Genomic DNA, 25639 nt, shown 5'->3' with positions numbered 1-25639 from the left:
CAATGCGGTCAGCATCCAGCCAGCCTCCATTGCCGCCGATCCCCTAACTCATTGGCGCCGCTGCGGCGTCAAGAATGACGGGGATTTAGAACAAATCTTTCAGATCGTGGGTGTAAGCTTTCACCGCCTGCTCCCCGGCGTTCTTCATCTGCTGAATCACGCTGACCAACTTGCTGGCGTACTGGGGATCGGTGGCATAGCCGGCGCGCTGCAGCGCATGCGCCGCCTGTTCCGGGCTGCGCGCGGCGGCCACGTCGGCGTAGCGCGGGTTGTTGGTCAGCAGTTTGACGTAATCGGCGATCGCTTCGACGTACGAGCCGTAGACGCGGAACTTCGCCTTCACCTTCTTCGCCGCGCCCTGTTCGAACTCGGTGGTGGTGATCTCCGTCACCGGCCCGTTCCAGCTGCCGCCGGCCTTGATGCCGAACAGGTTGTAGCTCGGCGTGCCGTCTGAGGTCGGGATCTCGCGCAGCCCCCAGCCGGACTCCAGCGCCGCCTGCGCGACGATCAGCTGATGCGGAATGCCGCTCTGCTGGCTGGCGACCTTCGCCGGTATCGACAGGCGCGCGACGAAGTTGCCGTTGTTGAGCGACAGCGGCGCGGCGGCCGGCGGGGCTTTCGGCATCGCCCGGCGCACCATCTGCTCCAGCGCCTGGTTCGGCAGCGTTTGCAGCACCTCGTTGTCCAGCGCCATCGGCGACAGGCCCGCCGTTTCGCTCGGCACCGCGTTGGCGTTGCTCATCTGCTTGACCATCATGTCGGCCAGCCCCAGCCCTTTTTGCGACATCTGCTGGGCGATTTGCTGGTCATACATCGAGGTATAGAGCCGCGTTTGATCGCTGCTCAATACCCCGTCCTGCGGCAAGGCGGAACGCATGCTTTTCAGCATCATCTGCACGAACATGCCTTCTACCTGCTGGGCCACCTGCTTGAGGTTGCCCTGCGGGTCGGCCGCCGCGTCGCGCTTCAGGCCGTTCAGCGCCTGGGCGTCATAGGCCGCGCCCGACATCGCCATCAGATCGCCGGCCATCAGATGATTTCCAGCTTGGCGCGCAGGCAGCCGGCGCTCTGCATCGCCTGCAGGATCGACATCAGATCGATCGGCGTGGCACCCAGCGCATTCAGCGCGCGGATCACATTGTTCAGGTTGGCGCTGGCGTTCACCTTCTGCAGCGATCCGCCCTGCTGTTGCACCGAGATCTGGGTGTTTGGCGTCACCACCGTCTGGCCGCCGCCGAACGGGGTCGTTGGCTGGCTGACGGTGTTCTGCCGATCGACCACCACCGACAGGTTGCCCTGGGCGACGGCGCAAGAGTCGAGGATCACATCGCGGTTCATCACCACCGACCCGGTGCGCGAGTTGATGATCACCTTGGCGTCCATCGCGCCGACGTTGACGGTGATGTTTTGAATCTCCGCCAGGAAGCGCACCTGAGAGCTGTTGCCCTGCGGCACCAGCACCTGAATGGTGCGGGCGTCGAGCGGCGTCGCGGTGCCGCCGCCGCGTTGGCGGTTGATGGCGTCGCTGATCTGCTGCGCCAGCGTGAAATCCTCGTCGTTCAGCTGCAGGTTGAGCACCCCGCCGCTGCCGAAGGTGGTCGGCAACTCGCGTTCGATGGTGGCGCCGTTGCTGATGCGCCCGCCCGCCAACTGGTTGACCTGCACGCTGCTGCCGCCGGCCGCCGCGCCCGCGCCGCCCACCAGCACGTTGCCCTGCGCCAGCGCATAAACCTGGTTATCCACGCCTTTGAGCGGCGTCATCAGCAGGGTGCCGCCACGCAGGCTCTTGGCGTTGCCCATCGAAGAAACCACCACGTCGATATTCTGCCCGGCGCGCGAGAACGGCGGCAGTTTGGCGGTCACCATCACCGCCGCCACGTTTTTCAGCTGCATGTTGGTGCCCGGCGGCACGGTGATGCCCAGCTGCGACAGCATATTGCTCAGGCTTTGGGTGGTGAACGGCGTCTGCATGGTCTGGTCGCCGGAGCCGTCCAACCCCACCACCAGGCCGTAGCCGATCAGGGCGTTGTCTCGCACGCCCTGCACCGTCACCAGATCGCGGATGCGCTCCGCCGCCGCCGGCAAGCACACCAGCCCGACGAACAGCGCGATAAACCATTTTTTCAGCATCAGTCAATCCTTAGAACGGTGAAACATTTAAGAAGAAGCGCTGCAGCCAGCCCATGGTCTGCGCTTCGTTGATATAGCCATTGCCGACGTATTCGATACGCGCGTCCGCCACCTGCGTCGAGGTCACCGAGTTGTTGCCGCTGATGGTGCGCGGGTTGACGACGCCGGAGAAGCGGATGAATTCGGTGCCCTGGTTGATGGCGATCTGCTTTTCCCCCACCACGTGCAGGTTGCCGTTGGCCAGTACCTGGTTGACCGTCACCGTAATGGTGCCGTTGAAGGTGTTGTTGGCGTTGGCGCCGCCCTTGCCGCCGAAGGTGCTGTCGCCGGAAATGTCCATATCGGCGCGCGCATTGCCCAACAGGCCGTCGAGGTAACGCGGCGAGGTGGCGACGCCGAACTTGCTGGCGCCGTTGCGGCTGGCGTTGGCGGAGGAGCTCTTGCTGGCGCTGACGTTTTCCTGCAGCACGATGGTCAGGGTGTCGCCGACGTTGCGCGGACGGCGGTCTTCGAACAGCGGCTGATAGCCGTAGTTCATCGGCTGCACCGTCTGGAAGATCGAGCCGTTCGGCATCGGCGCGCTGGCCGGCGCGGGCTGCGCCGTGGTCGCGCCGTCCACCAGCGGTTTATGCGGAATATAAGCGCAGCCGCTCAGCGTCAGCATCACCATTCCCGCCAGCCAGCGTTGTCCCTGCCGCGGCAGGATTGCCATCGAATATGTGGTTACCACGGGTATCGCCTTTGTTTCACGAAAGAGAATGACGGGCGCGACATGCCGGGCCCGTCAAGGACAGATTACAGTTGCGTCAGCTTTTGCAGCATCTGATCGGAGGTCGATACCGCTTTGCTGTTGATCTCATAAGCGCGCTGAGTCTGGATCATGTTGACCAGCTCCTCCGCCACGTTGACGTTGGAGGTCTCCACGTAGCCCTGATACAGCAGACCGGCGCCGTTCAGCCCCGGCGTGCTCTCGTTCGGCGCGCCCGAGCTTTCGGTTTCCTGATACAGATTCTCGCCCACTCTCTCCAGACCGCTGTCGTTGACAAAGGTCGTCAGCGTCAGTTGGCCCACCTGCTGAGCGGCGGTCTGCCCTTGCTGGGTAACGCTGACGATACCGTCGCGGCCGACGGTGATGGACAGCGCGTTCGCCGGAATGGTGATCGCCGGCTGCACCTGGAAACCGCTGGAGGTGACCAGCTGGCCGTTCTGATCGATCTGGAACGACCCGTCGCGGGTGTAGGCCTGGGTGCCGTCCGGCAGCATCACCTGGAAGAAACCCTGCCCCTTGATGGCGACGTCTTTGCTGTTGTTGGTCTGCGACAGGTTGCCCTGGCTGTGCAGGCGCTCGGTCGCCACCGGACGCACGCCGGTGCCGATCTGCAGACCGGAAGGCAGCGTAGTCTGCTCGGAGGACTGCGCGCCCGGCTGACGCATGGTCTGGTACAGCAGATCTTCAAATACCGCACGCTGGCGCTTGAAGCCGTTGGTGCTGACGTTCGCCAGGTTGTTGGCGATCACGTCCATGTTGGTCTGCTGCGCGTCCAGACCGGTTTTGGCAATCCATAAGGATGGAATCATCGGTTATTTCCTTGCTGCTTAGCTCACTGAGAGCAGTGAGTTGGCACGCTGTTCGTTTTCATCCACGCTGTGGATGACCTTCATTTGCATTTCAAAACGGCGGGCGTTGGCGATCATGTCGACCATGGTCTCCATCGGCTTGACGTTGCTGCCTTCCAGCACCCCGGGCATCACCCGCACCTGCGGATCGTTTTGCAACTGATTGCCGCGCAGCTGTTGGGTTTCCGGCGTCAGGCGGAACAGCCCGTCGTCACCGCGCATCACTTCGCGCGCGTCGGCTTTCACCAGCTTCAGGCGGCCAATCTGCGCGATGGTGTTCGGCGGATCGCCGGCGTTCAGCGCCGAAATGGTGCCGTCGGCCGCGATGGTGATCTCCGCCGACGGCGGCACCTCGATCGGCCCGCCGTCGCCCATCAGCGGCATCCCCTGCACCGTCAACTGCCCGGTGGAGGAGATCTGAATGTTGCCGTTGCGGGTGTAAGCTTCACCGCCGCCCGGCAGGCTCACCGCCAAAAAACCATCCTGCTGCAGCGCCACGTCCAGCGGGCGCGCCGTGTAGTTCAGCGCGCCCTGGCTCATGTCGGCGCCCGGCGTCGAGGCAGTCACCAAGGTGCGGGTCGCCAGGCTCGGACCGTCGACCGGCACCGCGCGCAACGCGGCGAGCTGGGCGCGAAAGCCCGGCGTCGACGCGTTGGCCAGGTTGTTGGCGGTAATGGACTGCTGCTCCAGCGTTTGGCGCGCCGCGCCCATCGCGGTATAAATCGCGTGATCCATAACTCGATCCTATTAGCGCAGGCTAACCAGCGTCTGCAGGATGGAGTCCTGCGTCTTGATGGTCTGGGCGTTGGACTGGTAGTTACGCTGTGCGACGATCATGTTCACCAGCTCCTGGCTCAGATCGACGTTGGAAGATTCCAGCGCGCCGCTGGTCAGCTTGCCGAAGCCGCCGCCGCCCGACAGACCGACGCGCGGCTGGCCGGACGCGCCGGTTTCCTGCCAAACGTTATCACCCTGCGACGCCAGCCCTTCCGGGTTGGAGAAGTTGGCCATGACGATCTGGCCCAGCACCTGGGTCTGCTGGTTGGAGTAGATCCCAACGACGGTGCCGTCGTTGTTGATTTGGAAGTTGGTGTATTCACCGGCGGCATAGCCGTCCTGCGCCACTTTGCTCACCGAGTCGCTGCCCACGTTCTGCTGCATGCTGCCGGCGAAGCTCAGGGTGAAGTTTTGCGCCGGCGCGCCGTCTTTGGCGGTCATCGGGATCACCATGCTGAACTCGCCCGGCGCGCCGTTGGTGCTGGTGGTTTTCACCAGGTTGCCGCTGGTGCTGAACTCCATGGTGCCGGCGTCAACCGGCGCGGCGCTGCCGTCCTGGGTGTAGACCTGCCACTTGTTGTCTTCGGTCTTCACAAAGTAAGCATTGATGTTGTGCGCGTTACCCAGCGAGTCGTAGGCGGTGATGGTGTTGACGTAGTTGTAGCTGTCCTGCTTGGTCGGATCGAACGTCTTGTTCTCCGGCACTTTATGGGTGGACTTCAGGTTAGTCACCATCTCGCCGGAGGTGGACGCCTTGGCGTTCATCATGCCTTCAGGAATGCTCAGCGGCACCGGGTTGGCGCCCTGCTGGATGGTCGGCGGGGAACCGGCCGCCGGATAGCCGGTCAGCTGCAGGCCCTGCATGTTGGTCAGGTTGCGGTTCTCGTCAAGCTTGAACTGGCCGTTGCGGGTATAGAAGATGCCGCCGTCTTTATCCTGCATGCGGAAAAAACCGTTGCCGTTGATGGCCACATCCAGCGCGCGGCTGGTGCCGGTGGTGGTGCCGCCCTTGAAGTTCTGGGTGATGCCGGACACTTTGACGCCCAGCCCGACCTGCGAACCGGCGAACATGTCGGCAAAGGAGACGCTGCCGGATTTGAAGCCCGCGGTCGCGGAGTTGGCGATGTTGTTACCGATCACGTCCAGGTTGGTTGCTGCCGCGTTCAAGCCGCTGACTGCCTGAGAAAAGGCCATATTATTCTCCGAATAGTGGTCAGGCTATCGTCCGATTGAGCCTGATGCTTAGGGTTATAAGATCTGTCGCACGTCTTCCAGGGTGGCGTTGCCCGCCAGGCCGAGATCCAGCTTGGCGCCGTTGCCGTCGCGGATCACGCCGTTCACCAGGCCGAAATGCAGGCTGCGCGCCACCAGTTGCTCGCCGTTGCCTTTGGCGTTGACGGCCACTTTGTAGGCGCCGTCGGGCGCGGTGGTGCCATCATCCAGCGATCCATCCCAGGTGAAGGCGTGCACGCCGGCGGTCAGGCCGCCAATTTCAATGGTGCGCACCACCTGCCCGCTGGCGTTGGTAATGGTGGCGGTCACCTGATCGGCTGCGCGCTCCAGTTCCACGCCGAACGGCGTGGTGCTGACCTTGCCGTCCTTGCTGCCGACCAGAATATTGTTGCCCGGCACCATCACGCCGTGACCGATCAGCGCAGTGGCCTGCAGCGACTGGTTGCTGTTGATCTGGCCGGAGATCGACCCCAGCGTGGTGTTGAGTTTTTCGATGCCCTGAACGGTGTTGATCTGCGCCAGCTGCGACGTCAGCTCGTTGTTCTGCATCGGGTTGGTCGGATCCTGGTTTTTCAACTGCGCGACCAGCAGCGTCAGGAAGCTGTTGTGCAGATCCTGGCTGTTGGTGGTCTTGCTGTTGTTACCGATGACGGTGTTGTCCAACGACTCGTTGGTGGTTGCGGCGATAGCCATGGAAATCTCCGGTTACTGACCCAGCGTCAGGGTTTTCATCATCATCGACTTGGTGGTGTTGAGCACCTCGACGTTGGCCTGGTAGCTGCGGGAAGCGGAGATGGTGTTGACCATTTCCCCCACCACGTCGACGTTCGGCATGCGCACATACCCCTTGGCGTCCGCCAGCGGGTTGCCCGGCTGATACACCAGGCGCTCGGGCGCCGGATCGTCCACCACCTGGGCGACGCGCACGCCGCCGGTCGGCTGCCCTGGCGCCGCCGCGACCTGGAACACCACCTGCTTGGCGCGGTAAGGTTCACCGTCCGGGCCGGTCACGCTGTCGGCGTTGGCCATGTTGCTGGCGCTGACGTTCATGCGCTGGGATTGCGCCGATAACGCCGAGCCGGAGATATCAAAAATATTCAGTAAAGACATGCGCCTTATCCTTGTTGCAGCACGGACATCATCCCTTTGATCTGCCCGTTGAGCAGCGTCAGGTCGGTCTGATATTTCAGGCTGTTATCGGCAAAGTTGGTGCGTTCGCGATCCATGTCCACCGTGTTGCCGTCCATCGACGGCTGGTCCGGCACCCGGAACAGCAGATCAAGCTGTGGCGGCTGCAGGGTCTGCGCCGGGATGTGGCGCGCCGCCGTCAGGTTCAGCGCCATGCCGTTGCCGTTGACGCGCCCTTGTTCCAGCACCTTGTTCAATTGGCTGGCGAAATCGATATCCCGCGCCTGATAACCCGGCGTGTCTGCGTTGGCGATGTTGGCGGCCAGAATTTCCTGCCGCTGGGCGCGCAAGTTCAGCGCTTCTTGGCCAAAGCGCAGAGCCGCGTCCAGTTTGTCGAGCATGCTCCCTCCGCGAGGTTAGAATTTGGAGTCGACAGCATAAACGCCCCCTGCGCCACCCTATCGCGGGAATAAACGCAAAATGGGGCGCTATTTATCTGCTTAGCCTGCGCGCGCTGCGGGTACACTTACGCGTATCCCGATGAAGCTTGAGAAGATGACGATGAAAGGTAAAATGCTGCTGCTTATCGGCCTGCTGTGCAGTCTGAACGCGCGCGCCGACGATCTGGCGACGCAAATCGAAAGCTTCATCCAAGGCAAGTTCAGCGGCGAACCGGTACAGGTAAAAGTGCGGGTGCGCACGCCGCCGAACCAATGGCCCGCTTGCGAACTGCCGCAGCTGTCGCTGTCGCCCAACGCGCGGATCGGCGGCAACGTCAGCATTTCGGCGCGCTGTGGCCAGGAGCGGCGTTTTATCCAGACGCAGGTGCAGGTGTTCGGCCGCTATCTCGTTTCGGCGCGCGGCATCAGCGCCGGCAGCCGGTTGACGGCGGCGGATCTGACGTTGAAACAGGGCCGGCTCGATACCCTGCCGCCGCGCGCGCTGACCGAAGCGGGCAAAGCGTTAGGCGCCGTCAGCCTGCGCAACATCAGCCCCGGTCAGCCGCTGACCCTCGCCATGCTGCGCCGCGCCTGGATTATCAAGGCTGGGCAACCGGTGCAGGTCAACGCACAGGGCGAAGGATTCAGCATCAGCGGTGCGGGTAAGGCGATGAACAACGCCGCCGCCGAAGACAGCGTGCGGGTACGCATGGCCTCCGGGCAGATCGTCAGCGGCGTGGTCGGGGACGACGGCGCGATCCGCATTACGTTATAAAAAAGTAAAGGTTCCGCCAACCTTGCCGATAAGACAAAGCAAGCAGCATTTTATTGGCCACCAGGGCCGCAACACTTTCATTGCAGCGTCGTCGCCCGCAAGCGGCGACGGCGTAAACGGAGATGGACCATGAGTATCGATCGCACCCAGCGGTTACAGCCGGTTTCCACTGTGCAACCGCGTGAAACCCCGGCCGACAACCCGCTCCAACCGCGTAAGGCCGCCGTGGCAGAAACCGCCGTCAGCGGCACGCAGGTCAAACTGAGCGAGGCGCAGGCGCGCCTTATGCAGCCGGGCACCCAGGATATCGATATGGGTCGGGTCGAGGCCATCAAACAGGCGATCCGCAACGGTGAACTGAAGATGGACGCCGGCAAAATCGCCGATGCGCTGCTGCAAGACGCGCAGAGCGATGTTCAATGGATCGCCGGACGCGACTGACAGCGCGCGGCGAGTAGCGGTAAAGGATAAGTCATTACTATGGAAAAGCTGGCACAACTGCTGGATAAACTGTTGGAGACGCTGCAGGCGCTCAATGGCGTGCTGGAGGAAGAGCACGACTTGCTGTGCTCCGGCCAGTTGCCGGGCGTGGCCTTGCAGCGCGTCACCGATGCCAAAAGCCAACTGCTGGCGACGGTCGCTTATCTCGAGCAACAGCGCCTGGGGCAGGAAAAAACCTGCGGGCAACGCGCCCCCTATGCCAGCCAAGCGCCCCTGGCCGATCGTTGGCAGCGCGTTCAATTGCTGAGCCAAACGCTGCGCGAAAAGAATCAGCATAACGGTCTGCTGCTCAATCAGCAGATCGACCATAACGCTCAGGCGCTGGCCATCCTCAGCAAAAACAACAAATCGCTGTATGGCCCGGACGGCCAGTCGCACGCCGGCAGCCTGCTCGGCAGAAAAATCGGCGTCTGACCTGACTCATTTGCCCGGTGAGCCTATCACCGGGCATGCGTTAACCGGCTTCTGCGCATCCCGTCGCATTTTCTCCCTATCACTCTTTGAATTCACTTAAGGCTTTGCGTCAGGCTGCGCATGGCGTGAATTTGGCTGTTTCTTTCCCTTTGGCCGCTTGTCACCCTGTGGTTATTTTTAAACCACTTGAAATATACCCTTAACGGGTATAGATTCGCAGGGAGAGCGAATGGCCGACATTTATCTCACCAAAACCTTTCAGGGTTTTGCCGCACGCGAGCGCATTAGCGACGCCACGATAGTGAAAGCGGCGCGAGAGATGCAACATCAGCTGTACGATGCCAATCTTGGCGGTTGCGTATACAAAAAGCGCATCGCTCGGGCTGGTGCGGGCAAACGTGGCGGCTATCGGGTACTGATCGTTTTTCGCGATGAAGACCGCCTGTTTTTTATGCGCGGCTTTGCCAAAAGTGAGAGAGAAAACATCAGTGCGGATGAGTTACAGGGATTGAAACATCTGGCTGCGCTGTATCTGGATTATTCGCCATTCAGACTCTACCAGCTGGTCAACAACAAGGAATTACGGAGGCTAAGCGATGAGTAAAATTCTTGCCGAGATCCACCAGGAAGTTCAGGGCCTGCATCGCGCCGGTTTCGTCGATGACGTGACCATGCGCACCTTCGACATGCTGTGCCTGCGGCCGGTGAAACAGTTCGGGCCGGCCGAGATCCGCGCGCTGCGCGAACGGGAAAACGTCAGTCAGCCGGTGTTTGCGCTGTATCTCAACGTCAGCAAAAAAGCGGTGCAAAAATGGGAGCGCGGCGAAGCGCAACCGAACTCCGCCGCGATGAAACTGCTGACGCTGGTGGAACGCAACGGCCTGCAAATTCTGGCCTGATGTTACTGATAATTGACGATCACCTGATTGCCAATCACCCGCAGCGGCGGATTCAGCCCGCCTTGCGACTGCACGTAATAGACAAAGCGCAATTCCGCATTGGCCGGTTCGCCCTGCAGACCGTTGCTGCTGCCGCTGCCGCCGCCCAGTGGAATGCAGCGGTTTACCGTGCAGAGCTGGGCCTGCAGCCCCACTGGCTCCGGCCCCAGCAAACGGTAGCGCCAGCTGACGCTGGTGATGCGCGCATGGGCATCCGGCAGCGCGTTCGGCGGCCGCAAAGCGGCGGATTCATCGCGCATCCCGCCCTGTTCCAGCGTGACCCCCGCCCCTTCAGCCACCCAGGAGCCGGACACCGCGCCGGCGGCGAGCGGAGCCAGCAAACAAAATACGAACAGACAGCGTTTCATCAGGCCGCTCCGATGGTCGAGGTCATGCGAATCTGGCGATCGTCGTTGATCTCCAGGTTGGACAGCACCACGATCTGCGGCAGACTGCGGCGCAGGAAGCGCGCCAGCAAGGCCCGCAGCGCATGGTTGACCAGCAGCACCGGCGGCGCGCTGAGCATTTCTTGCCGCTGCAACGCCTGGCGCGCCTGATCCAACAGACGATCGGCCAGCCCCGGCTCCAGACCGCCGCCGCCCTGCAACGCCTGCAGCAACAGACGCTCCAACTGGGTATCCAAGCCGATAACCTGAATCTCGCCGTTGCCCGGGAACCACTGCTGCGTGATCGCCCTGCCCAGCGCCACTCGCACCACGGTGGTCAATTCATAAGGATCGCTCTGCGCCGGGGCATGTTCCGCCAGCGTTTCGACGATGGTGCGCATATCGCGAATGGACACGCGCTCGGCCAGCAGATTTTGCAGCACCTTGTGCAGCGTCGTCAGCGACACCACGCCCGGCACGAAGTCTTCGGTCAGCTTCGGCATCTCCTGCGACACGCGATCCAACAGCTGTTGGGTCTCCTGGCGGCCGAACAGCTCGCTGGCGAACTGGCCAATCAGGTGATTGAGGTGCGTCGCCACCACGGTGCTGGCTTCCACCACGGTATAGCCCTGGATCTGCGCCTGTTCGCGCAAGGCGCTGTCGATCCACACCGCTTCCAGCCCAAAGGCCGGATCGACGGTTTTATCACCCGCCAGATCGCCTACGGCATTGCCGGGGTTGATCGCCAGCCAGCGGCCCGGCTGCGCTTCACCGCTGCCGATCTCGACGCCTTTCATCAGGATGCGGTAGCTGGCGGGCGGCAGTTCCAGGTTGTCGCGAATGTGCACCACCGGCGGCAGATAGCCCATGTCCTGGGCGAATTTCTTGCGGATACCGCGGATACGGCCCAGCAGTTCGCCGTTCTGCTGAAAATCGACCATCGGAATCAGCCGGTAGCCCACCTCCATCCCCAGCGGATCTTCCAACTGCACGTCGGCCCAGCTGGCTTCGGCGGCCTGCGGATTCTCCGGCATCACCGGATCTTCCACCGTTTTCGGCGCCTGTTGTTCACGGCCGCGCAGCCACCAGGCCAGGCCCAGCAAAGCGGCGGTAAACAGCAGGAACACCAGGTTCGGCATGCCCGGCACCAGGCCCAACAGCCCCAGCACCCCGGCGCTCAGCAGCATCACGCGCGGATTGTTGAACAGCTGGCCCACCATCTGCTCGCCGACGTCCTGATCGGTCGCAACGCGGGTGACGATGACGCCGGCGGCGGTGGAGATCACCAACGCCGGGATCTGCGCCACCAGGCCGTCACCGATGGTCAGCAGCGTATAGCTTTCCGCCGCCGCCCCCAGCTCCATGCCATGTTGCACCACGCCGACCAACAGGCCGCCGACTACGTTCAGCACCATGATCATCAGGCCGGCGATGGCGTCGCCGCGCACGAATTTACTGGCGCCGTCCATCGAGCCGTAAAAGTCGGCCTCCTGGGTCACTTCGGCGCGGCGTTTCTTCGCTTCGTCTTCACCGATCAGGCCGGCGTTCAGATCGGCGTCGATCGCCATCTGTTTACCCGGCATGCCGTCCAGCACGAAGCGCGCGCCCACTTCGGCGATACGCCCCGCCCCCTTGGTGATCACCATGAAGTTAATCAGCACCAGGATGATGAACACCACGATGCCGATGGCGAAGTTGCCCCCCACCAGGAAGTGGCCGAAGGCTTCCACCACGCGGCCGGCGGCGGCGGAGCCGGTGTGCCCTTCCAGCAAGATGATGCGCGTCGACGCGACGTTGAGCGATAAACGCAGCAATGTGGAGAACAGCAGGATGGTCGGGAAGGCGGCGAATTCGAGCGTGCGCTGGGTGAACATCGCCACCAGCAGCACCATGATCGACAGCGCGATGTTGAAGGTAAACAGCAGGTCGAGGATAAACGCCGGCAACGGCAACACCATCATCGACAGGATCAGCAGGATCAGCACCGGGCCGGCCAGCACCTGCCACTGCGTATCTTTAAAATTGCCCGGCAAACGAAGCAGGGAGGCCAAATTAGCCATCAGAGTCACTCTCTTTTGCAAAATCCAGTGCTTCCGGCACCGGTAAACGTTCAGGTTTTTTCGGGATCAGGCCGCCCTCACGCCGCCAGCGGCGCAGCTGGTACACCCAGGCCAGCACCTCGGCGACCGCGGCATACAGGGTGGCCGGAATATGCTGGCCGATCTCGCTGTGCCGATACAGCGCGCGCGCCAGCGGCGGCGCCTCCAGCATCGGGATGCGGTGTTCCGCGCCAAGTTCGCGAATGCGCAAGGCGATTTCGCCAGCCCCTTTGGCCAGCACTTTCGGCGCACTCATTTTTTTGTCGTTGTACTGCAATGCGACGGCGTAGTGCGTCGGGTTGGTGACGATCACGTCCGCCTTGGGCACGTCGGCCATCATGCGGCGCCGGGCGATCGCCCGCTGCTGCTGACGAATGCGTCCCTTGACGTGCGGGTCCCCTTCCTGGTCTTTGAACTCGTCGCGAATATCCTGCTTGGTCATCTTCAGCTTCTTGAAGTGACTCCACAGCTGATAAAACACGTCGAACGCCACCATCGGCGTCAACCCCAGCACCACCAGAAAACCGCAGAACAGAATCATCTGCAGCGCGTTGCCCAGCGCATCGAGCGGCTGCTGGGTCATCAGATGCAGCATCGCCGCCCAGTTGTGCCACAGATAGAGGCCAGTCACCCAACCGACCAGCGTCGCTTTCAGGATCCCTTTCAGCAGCTCGGCCAGCACCTGGCTGGAAAAGATGCGCTTCAACCCGGATAGCGGGTTCAGCCGCTTCAAATCGAACTTGATCGACTTGCCGCTGAACAAAATGCCCCCCAGCAACATCGGCGCGGCGAGCGCCACCAGCACCAGCCCCGCCATGATCGGCAGCAGCGCCAGCACCGCCTGGCGCAGCAACATGCCCAATTGGCGCAGCATCTGTTTATCGTTGCTGACCATGCCGTGATCGAAGTTCAGACCTTGCGTGAGCATCGCCGCCAGCTGTTGCGCCATGTTGCTGCCGGACATCAGGATAATCGCCAGGCCCGAGAGCAGCATCAGTACCGAGGTCAGCTCGCGCGAGCGCGGGATCTGGCCGTCTTCACGCGCCTTTTCCAGCCTGTGGGGCGTGGGGGCCTCGCTTTTTTCCAGATCGCTGTCTTCAGCCACGAAACGCCGTTCCTGTGTCGGGAGGGTAAAGAATGGCGGTCAGCATGCCAAAAAATTGGCGATGTCATTGGGGGAACAACGGGGAAAAAGGCGGGTTATTTAGGGGATGAGGCAATCAAGGGGGAGACGTTACAGCCAATTTTCCAGCCGTAAGCCATCAACGCGCTCAAATTCGCGTCGGTTATTGGTCACCAGAATCAATCCTTCGCTGCGCGCATGCCCGGCGATATGCAGATCGTTTACGCCAATAGGCGTTCCCTGACGTTCCAGCGCAGCCCGAATGTTGCCGTAGTGCGAAGCCGCTTTGGCGCCGTAATCGAGAATGTCCAATCGGGAGACAAAATCCTCAACCACTCTGGCGTTAACCGCCGGACGCGCGCTTTTCTCCACTCCGTGAACCAATTCGCCATAGGTGACCGACGAAATGACCATTTTGCCCGCATAGCGATTGAACGCCTCCAGCATTTCCAGCGGCCGGCGCTTGATGACATAGATAACAATGTTGGTGTCCAGCATATGGCTGAACATCAAAGTTCTTCCCGCTCGCGCTGGTGTTGCCCGGCACGTTCATCGAGGAAGTCATCGCTCACCTCATTTTCCGCACAGAAGAAACTGTCCCAGGTATTCTCCACCGGCGCAAGAATGCGCTCTTTGCCCACTACGCGGACGGTCACTTTAGAAACGGTATCGGGGAAACGCACCTCTGCAGGCAAGCGCACGGCCTGCGTCCGATTATTGGTAAAGACAGAACCTAACGTCATGGCGACCTCCTTTAACTGGAGTACAAATTATAATCGCCACAGTGTATATAGCAACGCTATATACACCAATCTTTGCGCGACGCTGCGCAACTTTCGGGGCGCGCCGTCGCGCGCCCCGAAAGGCCTCAGAAACCGAGGCTGTCGAGCAGATCGTCGACCTGCGCCTGATTGGCGATCACGCCGACGCCGTTCTGGTCGAGCTGCGGGCCGTTCAGCAGGCTGTCGTTCGACCGTTTTTCCTTCACCGGCTGCTCCGGCATGTTTTCCATCAGCACCATCAGCAGCTGCTTTTCGATCTCCTGCACCACGTCCATCATGCGCTTGATCACCTGACCGGTCAGATCCTGGAAGTCCTGCGCCATCATGATCTCCAGCAGCTGGGCGTTGGTGAAGGCCGTATGGCCCGGCACCTGATCCAGATACTGGCGCGTGTCGTTGACCAGAGAACGCGCGTCGTCCAGTTCGATGGGATTGGCGAACCACTCGTCCCAGCGCCCTTTCAACGCGTTGGCGCCGGATTCCAGCTCCGCCTGGCGCGGTTGCGCCGCCTCCACGCAGTTCAACGCCCGTTCCGCCGCCTGCGCCGTCATGGTTACGACATAGTCAAGACGGTCGCGCGCATCCGGGATCGCCTCTGCCGCCTGGGCGATCGCCTGATCGAGCCCCAGTTCGCGCATGCTGTCGCGCAGCATTCGGGTCAGTTGGCCGATGCGGGAGATGATCTCTCCCGCGGTCGCTGCATCGCTGGCAGGCATTGGAATGTCTCTCATCGCCCTCTCCTTACATGCCCAATTTTTCAAAAATCTTGTTGAGCTTTTCTTCCAGCGTCGCCGCCGTAAATGGTTTTACTACATAACCGCTGGCGCCGGCCTGCGCCGCCGCGATGATATTTTCTTTCTTGGCTTCCGCGGTCACCATCAGTACCGGCATCGCGGCCAGCGCGCTGTCGGCGCGGATGGTTTGCAACAGCTCAAGCCCGTCCATGTTCGGCATGTTCCAGTCGGACACCACGAAGTCGAAACCGCCGGCGCGCAGCTTGTTCAGCGCATCCGCGCCGTCTTCAGCTTCTTCGACGTTGTTGAAGCCCAGCTCTTTGAGCAAATTTCTGACGATGCGGCGCATGGTGGAAAAATCGTCCACAACCAGAAATCTGAGGTTCTTGTCTGCCATTGTTACTCCTGAAATAGTTAACCGTTTAATGATGCAAAACCGCAGGCCGCCGCACGGCGAACCTGGGTCATATCGCCGCCGGGAAGACCCTGCGGACTGAAATCAAATGCGCAATGCCTGGCCGCCGGCGATCTGCGCCAGCATGCGCTGGCTCATCCTGTCCAGCTCGACCACTTCGCTGACGCCGCCGCTGGCGATCGCCTCGCGCGGCATGCCGAACACCACGCAGCTCGCCTCGTTCTGCGCCAGGGTATAGGCCCCGGCGCGGTGCATCTCCAGCATCCCCGCCGCACCGTCGTTGCCCATGCCGGTGAGGATCACCCCCACCGCATTGCGGCCGGCGTATTGCGCCACCGAGCGGAACAGCACGTCGACCGAGGGGCGATGGCGGTTGACCGCCGGGCCGTCATGCAGCTTCACCTGATAGTTGGCGCCGCTGCGCGTCAGCTCCAGATGGCGGTCCCCCGGGGCGATGTAAGCGTGGCCCGGCAGCACGCGCTCGCCGTCCTCCGCTTCTTTCACCGTGATCTGGCACAGCTTGTTCAGCCGCTCGGCGAACGAACGGGTGAAACCCGGCGGCATGTGCTGGGTGATCAGCAGCGCCGGGCTGGTAGCCGGCAGCGGCTGCAGCACCTGGCGGATCGCTTCCGTGCCGCCGGTGGAGGCGCCGATGGCAATCAGTTTTTCACTGCTCAGCAGCGGCGCATGGCTGAGGATCGCCGGCGCCGGGCTGCTGGAGCGCTGAGGCAGGCGCGCTCTGGCCGCGGTGCGGATCTTCTCGGCAATCAGCTCGCTGTAGGCCAACATGCCCTCGCGAATGCCGAGTTGCGGTTTGGTGACGAAATCCACCGCGCCCAGTTCCAGCGCGCGCAGCGTGATTTCCGAGCCTTTGCCGGTCAGCGAAGAGACCATCACCACCGGCATCGGCCGCAGGCGCATCAGCTTCTCGAGGAAATCCAGCCCGTCCATGCGCGGCATCTCGACGTCCAGCGTCAGCACCTGAGGATTAAATTTTTTGATCAGATCGCGCGCCACCAGCGGATCCGGCGCGGTCGCCACCATTTCCATGTCGGGATGGCCGTTCACGATTTCCGTCATCAGCTGGCGCATCAGTGCCGAATCGTCTACGCATAACACTCTGATTTTACTCATTACCTCTCCTTGGTCAGCCCATACACGGTCTGCCCACGCAAGTAGAAATCCCGGCTGATCTGGCTGAAATTCTCGGAGTGGCCGGCGAACATCAGCCCCCCCGGCTTAAGCAAGGGAACGAAGCGGCGCAGGATGCGCTCCTGCGTCGCCTTATCGAAATAGATCATGACGTTGCGGCAAAAAATGGCGTCGAATTGCCCCGGCAGCGCCCACTCCGGCGCCAGCAGATTCAGCGGCTGAAAGTTCACTCGCGCCGCCAACTCCGGCCGCACGCGCACCAGCCCCTGATGCGGACCGGTGCCGCGCAGAAAATAGCGCTGCATTTGGGTCGGCGTCAGGGTGCGCAGATCTTCCTGGCGGTAAACGCCCGCCTCCGCTTTTTCCAGCACCTGCGTATCGATGTCGCTGGCCCAGACCTGGCAACTGCCGGCACGCTGCCCCAGGGCATCGCTCAGCGTGATGGCGATCGAATACGGCTCTTCGCCGGTCGAGGCCGCGGTGCTCCAGACGCTGTAGCCGTTCGGCCGCGAGCGCGCATGCTCCGCCAGGATCGGGAAGTGATGCGCCTCGCGGAAAAATGCCGTCAGGTTGGTGGTCAGCGCGTTGATGAACGCCTGCCACTCCGCGCTGTTCGGATCGCTTTCCAGCAGCGCCAGATAATCGCCGAAATCGTGCAATCCCAGCAGCCGCAACCGGCGCACCAGGCGGTTGTAAACCATCTCGCGCTTATGCTCCGCCAGCACGATGCCGGCGCGTTGATAAATCAACTGGCTGATACGGCGAAAATGCACGTCCGACAGCGGCAGGCGCTGCACCATTTGCGTCAACATCGACGCAGTATCCCGGTTAGAAGTTGACGGCGCCTGTTTCATGCCGCCTCACCGGAGTAAAACGTGCTGCTTATGCGGTTTGACAATCTTGGGCTTCCTTTACCACGGGTGAAACTGCGTTGTTGCTGTTACCTGGCGCGACGAAGTTATCGTCCGCCAGACGGAATACCGCGACCGCGTCGGCCAGGGTAATGGCCTGCTCTTCCAGCGCGGTGGCGGCAGAAGCGGACTCTTCCACCAGCGCGGCGTTCTGCTGGGTAACCTGGTCCATCTGGGTCACCGCCTGCGTCACCTGCTCGATGCCGCGGCTCTGTTCATCCGAAGCCGACGCGATCTCACCCATGATGTCGGTGACGCGCGTCACCGAACGCACGATGTCCTGCATGGTGGCGCCGGAATTTTCCACCAGCACCGAGCCGTGTTTGACGCGGCTGACCGATTCGTCGATCAGCAGCTTGATCTCTTTCGCCGCCTGCGCGCTGCGGCTCGCCAGGTTGCGCACTTCGCCGGCGACCACGGCGAAACCGCGCCCCTGTTCACCGGCGCGCGCCGCTTCCACCGCCGCATTGAGCGCCAGAATGTTGGTCTGGAAGGCGATGCCGTCGATCACGCTGGTGATGGCGCCGATTTTCTGCGAGCTGTTGGCGATATCGTGCATGGTGGTGACCACGTCCCCGGCCAGTTCGCCGCCCTTGGCCGCAGTGGCCGAAGCGTCGCGCGCCAGCTGAGAGGCCTGCCGCGCATTGTCGGCGTTCTGTTTCACCGTCGCGGTCAGCTGTTCCATGCTGGCGGCGGTTTCTTCCAGCGAAGCGGCCTGCTGCTCGGTACGGGAAGAGAGATCGTTATTGCCTTCGGCTATCTCCTGCAGGCCGATCAGAATCGACTCCGCACCGTCGCGCACCGCGCCGACGGTGCCAATCAGTGACTGCTGCGTGCGTTGCAGGCTGGCGAACAACATGCTGATTTCATTGCGGCCATACACCTGAATCGGCGTCGCCAAATCGCCGGCGGCGATGCGTTCAAAGTGGCTGCGGATTTGGTTCAGCGGCTGTACCAACATGGTGCGCAACCACCACATGGCGCTGCCGGTCACCACGATCAGCATCAAGACCGCCCCCGCCAGCATCAGGCCCGCCAGCGTGAAGGAGAATTGGTTGGCGTCTCGAGCCTCGCTAATGTCACCGTTGACCAACTGCAGGTACTGCACGAAGTCAGCCTCAAACAGGTCCTGGGTTTTCTGCGTCGGCTGATCCATAAACGCCTGCAGCTCGCCCTTTTCCAGGAAACCGATCAGTTCACGCAGCGCGCCGCGCAGCCGCTCGTAGCTGGCCTTGGTGGTGGCCGTCTGCTGGTTCTGCTGTTCACTGCTGCGTTCAACCGCCATAAACTGATTGAAATAGAGATCGGCCTTCTGCAGCGAACTGCGGGCGCTGCTCATCAATTCGTTCACCTGCTCCTGCGGCAGTTTCAGCGCCGCGCGGGTGCCGGCGCGGTTCAGCGTATTGCGCGCCTGCAACAGCGACACCCAGCTCAGGCTGAGCGAATCGCGCTGCTGGCTGCCGAGGGTGATGATGTCGAGGTTGTGGTTATCGGAGCGAAACGCGGAATACGACAGGCCGCTGCTGGCCAACTGCAGAACGCAGAAGGTCATCAACAACAGGAACAAGCTGGTAGAGATACGGATTCGGTTAAACACTGTGAACCTCCTTGCAGCCGGCCGGCGACCGGCCTACGTAGGGAAAAGGGCCTCTGCGAGAGAGGCCCGATACCGGTCAGAACGTTTCCCAGTTATCCTGCAGATCGCTGGCGTTCATTTTCTTATGATTGATTACCGGTGTTACCGTCGCCTTGCTGGTGACAGGCGCTTTAAACTCTTCCTGGCCTTCCGACCTCAGGCGGAATACCGCTACCGACTGGGTCAGCATGCTGGCCTGTTCTTCCAGCGCCGCCGCCGCCGAGGCGGATTCTTCCACCAACGAGGCGTTCTGCTGGGTCACGCGGTCCATTTCCGCTACCGCCTGGCCAACCTGATCGATACCGCGACTCTGCTCGTCGGAAGCCGAGGCGATTTCGCCCATGATGTCGGTCACGCGGGTGACGGCGTTGACGATGTCACCCATGGTTTCCCCGGCGCTTTCCACCAGCACGGAGCCCATATCGACGCGGCTGACCGAGTCTTCGATCAGGCCTTTGATCTCTTTCGCCGCCTGCGCGCTGCGCTGCGCCAGGTTGCGCACTTCACCGGCCACCACCGCGAAGCCGCGGCCCTGTTCGCCGGCGCGCGCCGCTTCCACTGCGGCGTTCAACGCCAGGATGTTGGTCTGGAAGGCGATACCGTCGATCACGCCGGTAATATCGGCGATCTTCTGCGAACTGCCGGCGATGTCGTGCATGGTCTGCACCACGTTGGCCACCACCTTGCCGCCTTTCTGCGCGGTTTCGGAGGCGCTCAGCGCCAGCTGTGAAGCCTGACGGGCGTTTTCGGCGTTCTGTTTCACCGTCGCGGTCAATTGCTCCATGCTGGCGGCGGTCTCTTCCAGCGAAGCGGCCTGCTGCTCGGTGCGGGAGGAGAGATCGTTGTTGCCCGCGGCGATTTCAGACGCGCCGCTGTAGATGGCGTCCGCACCCTGGCGCACGCCGCTGACGGTTTCGATCAGTTCGCTTTGCATGTGTTTCAGGCTGGCCGCCAGCACGCCCATTTCGTTGCGGCTGTTGACGACGATCTGCTGAGTCAGGTCGCCGGCGGCGATCTGTTTGATGTGGTCGATCATGCGGTTCAGCGGGCGCACCAGGATGTGATGGATACCGGTCCAGACCAGTACGATCACCGCCAGCACCACTACCAGCACCACTACCAGCGTCCAAATGGCCGAGTTGTAGGAGCTGTTGCTGCCGTCGACCGCGATTTGGTAAAGCTTGCCGTTTTGCTCCAGATAAACGTTGTAGCTCTGCTCAAAGTTGTCCTGGTAACTCTGCGTAGGCTGATCGAAGAAGGCGTTGATTTTGCCTTCGCCCAGCAGTTGGATCAGCTCGGAGAGCGCGCCGTACAGCACATCGTACTGCTGCTTGAGGCGTTCCGCCGACTGAGGATCCTGGCGCGGGTCCTGAGGAATTTTCTCGTACGCGGCGTAGTGTCTTTCCGCTTCACCCAGCTCTTCCTTCGCCTTGGCCAGCAGTTCATCAATGGTGGCGCCGCTGCCGATCTTGTTGGTATCCATCATGTAGCGAATACCGGCGCGGTTCAGGGAGTTGCGCGCCTGCAGCAGGTCAACGCGGCTTTCACTCAGCTGCAGCTGCTGCTGGCGGATCGTTTGCAGGACGGTAAAGTTTTCCTTATCGCTTTTCAGCGAGGAGAAAAAGAGTCCGCCCGAAATCAACTGCAAGGCGCCAAACAGCACCAACACCAGCAACAGGCTGGTGACCACCTTCATACGATTTAACATGATTTCCCTTGTTGAAGCCCGCGCAGACAGGCTCTGATGACGTTGAATGTGAGAGTTATCGGCGCCGTGCGGCAAAACTTTATGCGGGAAAGTAACTATTTTTAGTGGGGGTTCCGGGCGCGGCTGAAGCCATCGTGACAGATCAGGGAAAGTGAAGGTTAAAGGGGGCGGCGCCCCGCCCCTTGAGTCTGAAATCAGACGCTTTTCGCCACGCTGTCGACCAGCGACATCTCTTCGCTGCTCAGCAGCTTTTCGATATCCACCAGGATCAGCATGCGCTCGCCCAGCGAACCGAGGCCGGTGAGATATTCGGTCGCCAGCGTCACCGCGAACTCCGGCGCCGGACGGATCTGATCGGCGGTGAGCGACAGCACGTCGGAGACGCCGTCGACCACGATGCCCACCACGCGCTGACCAAAGTTCAACACGATCACCACGGTGTTTTCATCGTAGGAAACGCTCTGCTGCGAAAATTTCACCCGCAGATCGATGATGGGAACAATCACGCCGCGCAGGTTGGTGACGCCCTTGATGAACGCCGGGGTGTTGGCGATGCGGGTCACCTGATCGTAGCCGCGAATTTCCTGCACCTTGAGGATGTCGATGCCGTACTCCTCGTTGCCCAGGGTAAAAATCAGAAACTCTTGCCCTACCGTTTCGCCAGCCAATTTGCTGACGGCTGCCAATCCTGCCATATCATTCACCTTTTAAATCAATAAACTCATTATTATGCGGCGGCGTCCGTCAGACGCTTTTCACGGTTCAAGGTTTGCAACGCCGAGACATCGACGATCAAGGCCACGCTGCCGTCGCCCAGAATGGTCGCGGCGGAGATGCCCGGCACTTTGCGGTAGTTGCTTTCCAGATTCTTCACCACCACCTGATGCTGGCCAATCAGCTGATCTACCAGCAACGCATAGCGGCGGCCGGCGCTTTGCAGGATAACGACGATGCCCTGCGTGGCGTCGGTTTTGGCGCCGTCCACTTCGAATACCCGATACAGCTCCACCAGCGGCAGGTATTCGCCGCGCACCTGCAGCACGCGTTCGCCGCCGGCCAGCGGATGCAGATCTTCCGCCTGCGGCTGCAGCGATTCCATCACCGCGTTCAGCGGCAGGATAAAGACTTCGTCGTTCACCTTGACCGACATGCCGTCGAGGATCGCCAGCGTCAGCGGCAACAGGATGCGGATGGTGGTGCCTTTACCTGCCTGCGAACGGATCTCGACGTGGCCGCCCATCTCCTGAATATTCCGTTTCACCACGTCCATGCCGACGCCGCGGCCGGAAACGTCGGTCACCTGCTCGGCGGTGGAGAAGCCCGGCGCAAAGATCAGCATGCCGACCTCTTCGTCGCTCATGCTGTCGCTGACCGCCAGCCCTTGCGAAACCGCCTTGGCGAGAATTTTTTCGCGGTTCAGCCCGGCGCCGTCGTCGATGACTTCAATACAAATGTTGCCGCCCTGGTGTTCGGCCGACAGCACCAGATTGCCCACCGCCGACTTGCCGGCGGCGATACGGGTAGCCGGCTCTTCGATACCGTGATCGAGGCTGTTGCGCACCAGGTGCGTCAACGGATCGATAATGCGTTCGATCAGGCTCTTGTCCAGTTCGGTCGAGCTGCCCTGCAGCGTCAGCTCCACCTGTTTATTCAGCTTGCCGGCCAGATCGCGCACCAGCCGCGGGTAGCGGCTGAAGACGTATTCCATCGGCATCATGCGGATCGACATCACCGATTCCTGCAGATCGCGCGCGTTACGCTCCAGCTGGCTCATGCTGTTCAGCAGATCGCCGTGGTTCACCGGATCGAGCGTGCCGGAGCGTTGCGCCAGCATCGATTGGGTGATCACCAGCTCGCCCACCAGGTTAATCAGCTGATCCACCTTTTCCACCGCCACGCGGATGCTGGTGGATTCGCTCGCCTTGGCGCGCGCTTTTGGCGCTTCGGCCGGTTTCGCGGCAGGCGGCGCGGCGTTCGCGACCGGCGCAGGCTCCGGTAAGGCGGCCACTTCCGGTAAGCTCGCTTCTGCGATGACCGGTTCGCTCTGGGTCGGCGTCGAGAAGCTGATTTGTTCCGGTTCCAGCACGAAGCACAACACGGCGCTGATGTCGTCTTCACTGGCGGAGGTGAGCAACGTCACGTCCAGACTGTGTTCCGTCTGATGCGGATCTTTAACCTCGCCGAGGTTGCCCAGCTCTTCCAACATCAAGGGGATTTCACTGGCTTTCAGCCCGTTCAGGCTGATGCGCATGCCGCCCTCGATCGCCGCCGGCGCGGCCGATGGCTTAACGACAGGCTGCTGAACGGCCGGTTGAGCCGCAGGCGCCTCTTGCTGCTGTTGCGCTTCCAACGCCAGCTGGCGCAGCGCCTGACAAATGTATTCAAAGCTTTCAGCGTCAGGCTGTTGCGAGGTTTTATAGGCGTCCAGTTGCTCCTGCATAATGTCTTTGGTTTCCAGAAACAGGTTGATAATCTCGGTGCTCAGGCTCATTTCCTGGCGTCTTGCACCGTCCAGCAGGTTCTCCAGCAGGTGGGTGGTTTCCTGCAGCACCGAAAAACCAAAGGTCGCCGCGCCGCCCTTGATCGAATGCGCCGCGCGGAAGATGGCGTTCAACGGCTCGATATCGGGGGCCAGCGGATCCAGCTCCAGCAGGTGTTGCTCCATGTCGGCCAGCAACTCGTCTGCCTCATCAAAGAAGGTCTGATAAAAATCGCTAATGTCCATGCTCACGGGGTCACCTCTGGCTGTGAGTCGCGGTTAGTCGGTGCGGGTGCGGACGCCGGTTGTACCGGCGCCTGATCGGCCGGTGCTATCGCCGGGGATGCCTGCGGTAGAGCGCCTGGCGTTGTCGCCACCGGTTCCGGGGCCGTCGCCGAGGGTTCCGGCGTTTGGCTGGCCGGTGCGGTCGCCGACGGCGCCAGCTGCTTCAGGCTGTCCGGCTGGGCGATATCCATCGCGTTGCTTTCGGCATTTTCGTGCTCAATGCCCTCTTGCGTTTGCTTGTTCAGCACCAACACGGTGATGCGACGGTTAATCGCGTCATCGGCGCCATGCTGTTTCAGGCTCATGGTGGCCGCCATCCCCACCACCCGCAGCACCTTGCCTTCCGCCAGGCCGCCGGCGATCAGCTCGCGCCGGGAGGCGTTGGCGCGATCGGCCGACAGTTCCCAGTTGCTGTAGCCGCGCTCGCCGGTGGCGTAAGGGATGTCATCGGTGTGGCCGGACAGGCTGATTTTGTTCGGCAGGTCGTTAAGGATCGGCGCTATCGCCCGCAGAATATCGCGCATGTAGCTCTCGACCTGCGCGCTGCCGGTTTTGAACATCGGCCGGTTTTGGCTATCGATAATCTGGATGCGCAGCCCTTCGTCCATCATGTTGATCAACAGATGCGGACGCAGCGCCTTCAGGCGCGGATCGGACTCAATCAACTCATCCAGCTTTTCGCGCAGCTTGTTCAGGCGCAGCTCTTCGGCGCGCGCGTCCGGCGAATCGACCTGTTTTTTCACCAGGCCATGCTGCTGCGTGGGATCGTCGCCGCCGCCAGGAATGGGGCTGCTTTCGGCGCTGCTCTTGTCGCCGCTGGTCAGGGCAACCTTGAGCGGCGTACGGAAATATTCGGCGATTTGCGTCAGTTCCTGCGGGCTGGCGATCGCCAGCAGCCACATCACCAGGAAGAACGCCATCATCGCCGTCATAAAGTCGGCATAAGCGATCTTCCAGGAGCCGCCGTGATGGGCGGCATGATGCGACTTGCGCTTTCTGACCAGAACGACCGGATGATTCTGTTTCATGCTTCTTCTTCTTCCGTCGCCTGCTGCGCCGGCGCTTTCACGCGGCGCACGTGTTCTTCCAGCTCAACGAAAGAAGGACGTTCGGTGGTATACAGCGTTTTGCGGCCAAACTCGACTGCGATCTGCGGCGCGTAACCGTTCAGGCTCGACAACAGCGTGACCTTGATGCACTGCATCATCTTGACGTTTTCGGCGCTCTTCTGGCGCAGCAACGTCGCCAGCGGCGAGATGAAACCGTAGGCCAACAAAATGCCGAGGAAAGTACCGACCATGGCGTTGGCGATCAGCGCGCCCAGTTCAGCGGCCGGACGGTCAGCCGAAGCCAGGGCGTGCACCACCCCCATCACCGCCGCGACGATGCCGAACGCCGGCAAGGAGTCGCCCACCATCGCCAGACTGCCGGCGGGCACTTCGCTTTCCTGCTCGTAGGTTTCGATCTCTTCGTCCATCAGCGCTTCGATCTCGAACGCATTCATATTGCCGCTCACCATCAGCCGTAAATAGTCGGTAATGAACTCCACCAGAGTGTTATCGGCAAGGATGCGCGGATAATTAGAGAAAATGTCACTTTCTTGTGGATTATCGATATCGAACTCGAGCGACAGCATGCCCTGCTGGCGCGATTTGGCCAGCAGACGGAACAGCAACGCCATCAGATCCATATACAGATCTTTGTTGTATTTGGAACGGCGCATCAGCCGCGGCAGCGCGCGCAGCGTGGCTTTGATCGCTTTGCCGTTGTTGCCGACGATAAAGGCGCCGACGCCCGCCCCGCCGATAATCAGAAATTCCGCCGGCTGATACAACGCCCCGAGATGACCGCCCACGATCAGGTAGCCGCCAAACACCGCACCCAATACCACGAGATAACCCAAAATAACTAGCACACGCATTCCTTAAATTAACAATGTGGATGGAAGGTGGGGCAAACGCGCCCTGGCGCGACAG

The 25639-nt window shown here is 61.5% G+C and carries 29 protein-coding genes; 5 read left to right on the top strand and 24 right to left on the bottom strand.

Annotation, left to right across the window (positions count from 1 at the left end; genetic code table 11):
* Positions 1–85: 85 nt before the first annotated feature.
* The 9 genes from flgJ to flgB all read right to left on the bottom strand — a co-directional run bounded on the left by flgJ (position 86) and on the right by flgB (position 7286).
* Positions 86–1030 (bottom strand): flagellar assembly peptidoglycan hydrolase FlgJ, encoded by a 945-nt coding sequence (flgJ, locus tag ACMGF7_RS17420; protein WP_420286554.1) that lies wholly within the window; start codon positions 1028–1030, stop codon positions 86–88.
* Positions 1030–2130 (bottom strand): flagellar basal body P-ring protein FlgI, encoded by a 1101-nt coding sequence (locus ACMGF7_RS17415; RefSeq protein ID WP_049240620.1) that lies wholly within the window; start codon positions 2128–2130, stop codon positions 1030–1032. The genes flgJ and ACMGF7_RS17415 overlap by 1 nt, the downstream gene beginning before the upstream one ends.
* 10 nt (positions 2131–2140) lie before the next feature.
* On the bottom strand, positions 2141–2842 hold the full coding sequence (gene flgH / locus ACMGF7_RS17410; RefSeq protein ID WP_004934817.1) for a flagellar basal body L-ring protein FlgH: 702 nt from the start codon (positions 2840–2842) through the stop codon (positions 2141–2143).
* An 83-nt stretch (positions 2843–2925) separates the two neighbouring features.
* Positions 2926–3708 (bottom strand): flagellar basal-body rod protein FlgG, encoded by a 783-nt coding sequence (gene flgG / locus ACMGF7_RS17405; protein ID WP_420286552.1) that lies wholly within the window; start codon positions 3706–3708, stop codon positions 2926–2928.
* 18 nt (positions 3709–3726) lie between these two features.
* On the bottom strand, positions 3727–4482 hold the full coding sequence (locus tag ACMGF7_RS17400; RefSeq protein WP_015378254.1) for a flagellar basal body rod protein FlgF: 756 nt from the start codon (positions 4480–4482) through the stop codon (positions 3727–3729).
* Between the two features lie 12 nt (positions 4483–4494).
* Positions 4495–5718 carry a flagellar hook protein FlgE gene (flgE, locus tag ACMGF7_RS17395; protein WP_164094836.1) on the bottom strand — a complete coding sequence of 408 codons (1224 nt, stop codon included), beginning with the start codon at positions 5716–5718 and terminating at the stop codon, positions 4495–4497.
* 54 nt (positions 5719–5772) lie between these two features.
* Positions 5773–6450 (bottom strand): flagellar hook assembly protein FlgD, encoded by a 678-nt coding sequence (gene flgD / locus ACMGF7_RS17390; RefSeq protein WP_019452954.1) that lies wholly within the window; start codon positions 6448–6450, stop codon positions 5773–5775.
* A 12-nt stretch (positions 6451–6462) separates the two neighbouring features.
* Positions 6463–6867 carry a flagellar basal body rod protein FlgC gene (gene flgC, locus ACMGF7_RS17385; RefSeq protein WP_004934826.1) on the bottom strand — a complete coding sequence of 135 codons (405 nt, stop codon included), beginning with the start codon at positions 6865–6867 and terminating at the stop codon, positions 6463–6465.
* 5 nt (positions 6868–6872) lie between these two features.
* Positions 6873–7286, bottom strand: a complete 414-nt coding sequence (gene flgB, locus ACMGF7_RS17380; protein ID WP_004934827.1) for a flagellar basal body rod protein FlgB — start codon at positions 7284–7286, stop codon at positions 6873–6875.
* A 160-nt stretch (positions 7287–7446) separates the two neighbouring features.
* On the opposite strand from flgB, the gene flgA reads away from it, so the two are divergent.
* From flgA to ACMGF7_RS17355, 5 genes are all read left to right on the top strand, one after another.
* Positions 7447–8100: a flagellar basal body P-ring formation chaperone FlgA gene (flgA, locus tag ACMGF7_RS17375; RefSeq protein ID WP_004934829.1), complete on the top strand. Its 654-nt coding sequence runs from the start codon at positions 7447–7449 to the stop codon at positions 8098–8100.
* A 129-nt stretch (positions 8101–8229) separates the two neighbouring features.
* On the top strand, positions 8230–8541 hold the full coding sequence (gene flgM / locus ACMGF7_RS17370; RefSeq protein ID WP_004934832.1) for a flagellar biosynthesis anti-sigma factor FlgM: 312 nt from the start codon (positions 8230–8232) through the stop codon (positions 8539–8541).
* A gap of 39 nt (positions 8542–8580) precedes the next feature.
* The gene (locus tag ACMGF7_RS17365) at positions 8581–9015 is read left to right on the top strand and encodes a flagella synthesis protein FlgN (RefSeq protein WP_004934835.1); all 435 of its coding nucleotides are present in this window, start codon (positions 8581–8583) and stop codon (positions 9013–9015) included.
* A gap of 229 nt (positions 9016–9244) precedes the next feature.
* Positions 9245–9619 carry a type II toxin-antitoxin system RelE/ParE family toxin gene (locus ACMGF7_RS17360; protein ID WP_004934837.1) on the top strand — a complete coding sequence of 125 codons (375 nt, stop codon included), beginning with the start codon at positions 9245–9247 and terminating at the stop codon, positions 9617–9619.
* Positions 9612–9914 carry a helix-turn-helix domain-containing protein gene (locus ACMGF7_RS17355; protein WP_015378258.1) on the top strand — a complete coding sequence of 101 codons (303 nt, stop codon included), beginning with the start codon at positions 9612–9614 and terminating at the stop codon, positions 9912–9914. The genes ACMGF7_RS17360 and ACMGF7_RS17355 overlap by 8 nt, the downstream gene beginning before the upstream one ends.
* 2 nt (positions 9915–9916) lie before the next feature.
* Here the strand turns inward: ACMGF7_RS17355 and ACMGF7_RS17350 are convergent, their stop codons facing one another.
* From ACMGF7_RS17350 to motA, 15 genes are all read right to left on the bottom strand, one after another.
* Positions 9917–10321: a flagellar protein FlhE gene (locus ACMGF7_RS17350; protein WP_015378259.1), complete on the bottom strand. Its 405-nt coding sequence runs from the start codon at positions 10319–10321 to the stop codon at positions 9917–9919.
* Positions 10321–12399 carry a flagellar biosynthesis protein FlhA gene (gene flhA, locus ACMGF7_RS17345; RefSeq protein ID WP_049240627.1) on the bottom strand — a complete coding sequence of 693 codons (2079 nt, stop codon included), beginning with the start codon at positions 12397–12399 and terminating at the stop codon, positions 10321–10323. The genes ACMGF7_RS17350 and flhA overlap by 1 nt, the downstream gene beginning before the upstream one ends.
* A complete protein-coding gene (gene flhB / locus ACMGF7_RS17340) occupies positions 12392–13543 on the bottom strand; it encodes a flagellar biosynthesis protein FlhB (RefSeq protein ID WP_015378261.1) in 1152 nt (383 codons plus the stop codon). The genes flhA and flhB overlap by 8 nt, the downstream gene beginning before the upstream one ends.
* Positions 13544–13672: 129 nt before the next feature.
* Positions 13673–14071 (bottom strand): type II toxin-antitoxin system tRNA(fMet)-specific endonuclease VapC, encoded by a 399-nt coding sequence (gene vapC, locus ACMGF7_RS17335; RefSeq protein WP_049240629.1) that lies wholly within the window; start codon positions 14069–14071, stop codon positions 13673–13675.
* Positions 14071–14304, bottom strand: a complete 234-nt coding sequence (gene vapB / locus ACMGF7_RS17330; RefSeq protein ID WP_049240631.1) for a type II toxin-antitoxin system VapB family antitoxin — start codon at positions 14302–14304, stop codon at positions 14071–14073. The genes vapC and vapB overlap by 1 nt, the downstream gene beginning before the upstream one ends.
* A gap of 125 nt (positions 14305–14429) precedes the next feature.
* Positions 14430–15074 (bottom strand): protein phosphatase CheZ, encoded by a 645-nt coding sequence (gene cheZ / locus ACMGF7_RS17325; protein ID WP_164094835.1) that lies wholly within the window; start codon positions 15072–15074, stop codon positions 14430–14432.
* 10 nt (positions 15075–15084) lie between these two features.
* Positions 15085–15474: a chemotaxis response regulator CheY gene (cheY, locus tag ACMGF7_RS17320; RefSeq protein WP_004934862.1), complete on the bottom strand. Its 390-nt coding sequence runs from the start codon at positions 15472–15474 to the stop codon at positions 15085–15087.
* A 102-nt stretch (positions 15475–15576) separates the two neighbouring features.
* Positions 15577–16626: a protein-glutamate methylesterase/protein-glutamine glutaminase gene (locus ACMGF7_RS17315; protein WP_004934865.1), complete on the bottom strand. Its 1050-nt coding sequence runs from the start codon at positions 16624–16626 to the stop codon at positions 15577–15579.
* The gene (gene cheR / locus ACMGF7_RS17310; protein WP_025159837.1) at positions 16626–17498 is read right to left on the bottom strand and encodes a protein-glutamate O-methyltransferase CheR; all 873 of its coding nucleotides are present in this window, start codon (positions 17496–17498) and stop codon (positions 16626–16628) included. Before cheR ends, ACMGF7_RS17315 begins: the two co-directional genes overlap by 1 nt.
* A 28-nt stretch (positions 17499–17526) precedes the next feature.
* The gene (locus ACMGF7_RS17305) at positions 17527–19152 is read right to left on the bottom strand and encodes a methyl-accepting chemotaxis protein (protein WP_049240632.1); all 1626 of its coding nucleotides are present in this window, start codon (positions 19150–19152) and stop codon (positions 17527–17529) included.
* Between the two features lie 76 nt (positions 19153–19228).
* Positions 19229–20899 carry a methyl-accepting chemotaxis protein gene (gene tsr, locus ACMGF7_RS17300; protein ID WP_049240633.1) on the bottom strand — a complete coding sequence of 557 codons (1671 nt, stop codon included), beginning with the start codon at positions 20897–20899 and terminating at the stop codon, positions 19229–19231.
* 194 nt (positions 20900–21093) lie between these two features.
* Positions 21094–21594: a chemotaxis protein CheW gene (gene cheW / locus ACMGF7_RS17295; protein WP_004934876.1), complete on the bottom strand. Its 501-nt coding sequence runs from the start codon at positions 21592–21594 to the stop codon at positions 21094–21096.
* Positions 21595–21626: 32 nt separating this feature from the next.
* Positions 21627–23630, bottom strand: coding sequence for a chemotaxis protein CheA (gene cheA, locus ACMGF7_RS17290; protein WP_164094834.1), 2004 nt, complete (start codon positions 23628–23630; stop codon positions 21627–21629).
* Positions 23627–24691 (bottom strand): flagellar motor protein MotB, encoded by a 1065-nt coding sequence (gene motB / locus ACMGF7_RS17285; RefSeq protein WP_164094833.1) that lies wholly within the window; start codon positions 24689–24691, stop codon positions 23627–23629. The genes cheA and motB overlap by 4 nt, the downstream gene beginning before the upstream one ends.
* Entirely contained in the window at positions 24688–25578 is an 891-nt protein-coding gene (gene motA / locus ACMGF7_RS17280) for a flagellar motor stator protein MotA (protein ID WP_060444630.1), read from the bottom strand. Before motA ends, motB begins: the two co-directional genes overlap by 4 nt.
* Positions 25579–25639 lie beyond the last annotated feature (61 nt).

The sequence above is a fragment of the Serratia sp. BNK-17 genome (assembly GCF_048684935.1).
GTDB lineage: Bacteria > Pseudomonadota > Gammaproteobacteria > Enterobacterales > Enterobacteriaceae > Serratia > Serratia nematodiphila.
Note: the sequence above shows the minus strand (reverse complement) of the source record. Positions and strands in the feature narration are given on the sequence as shown.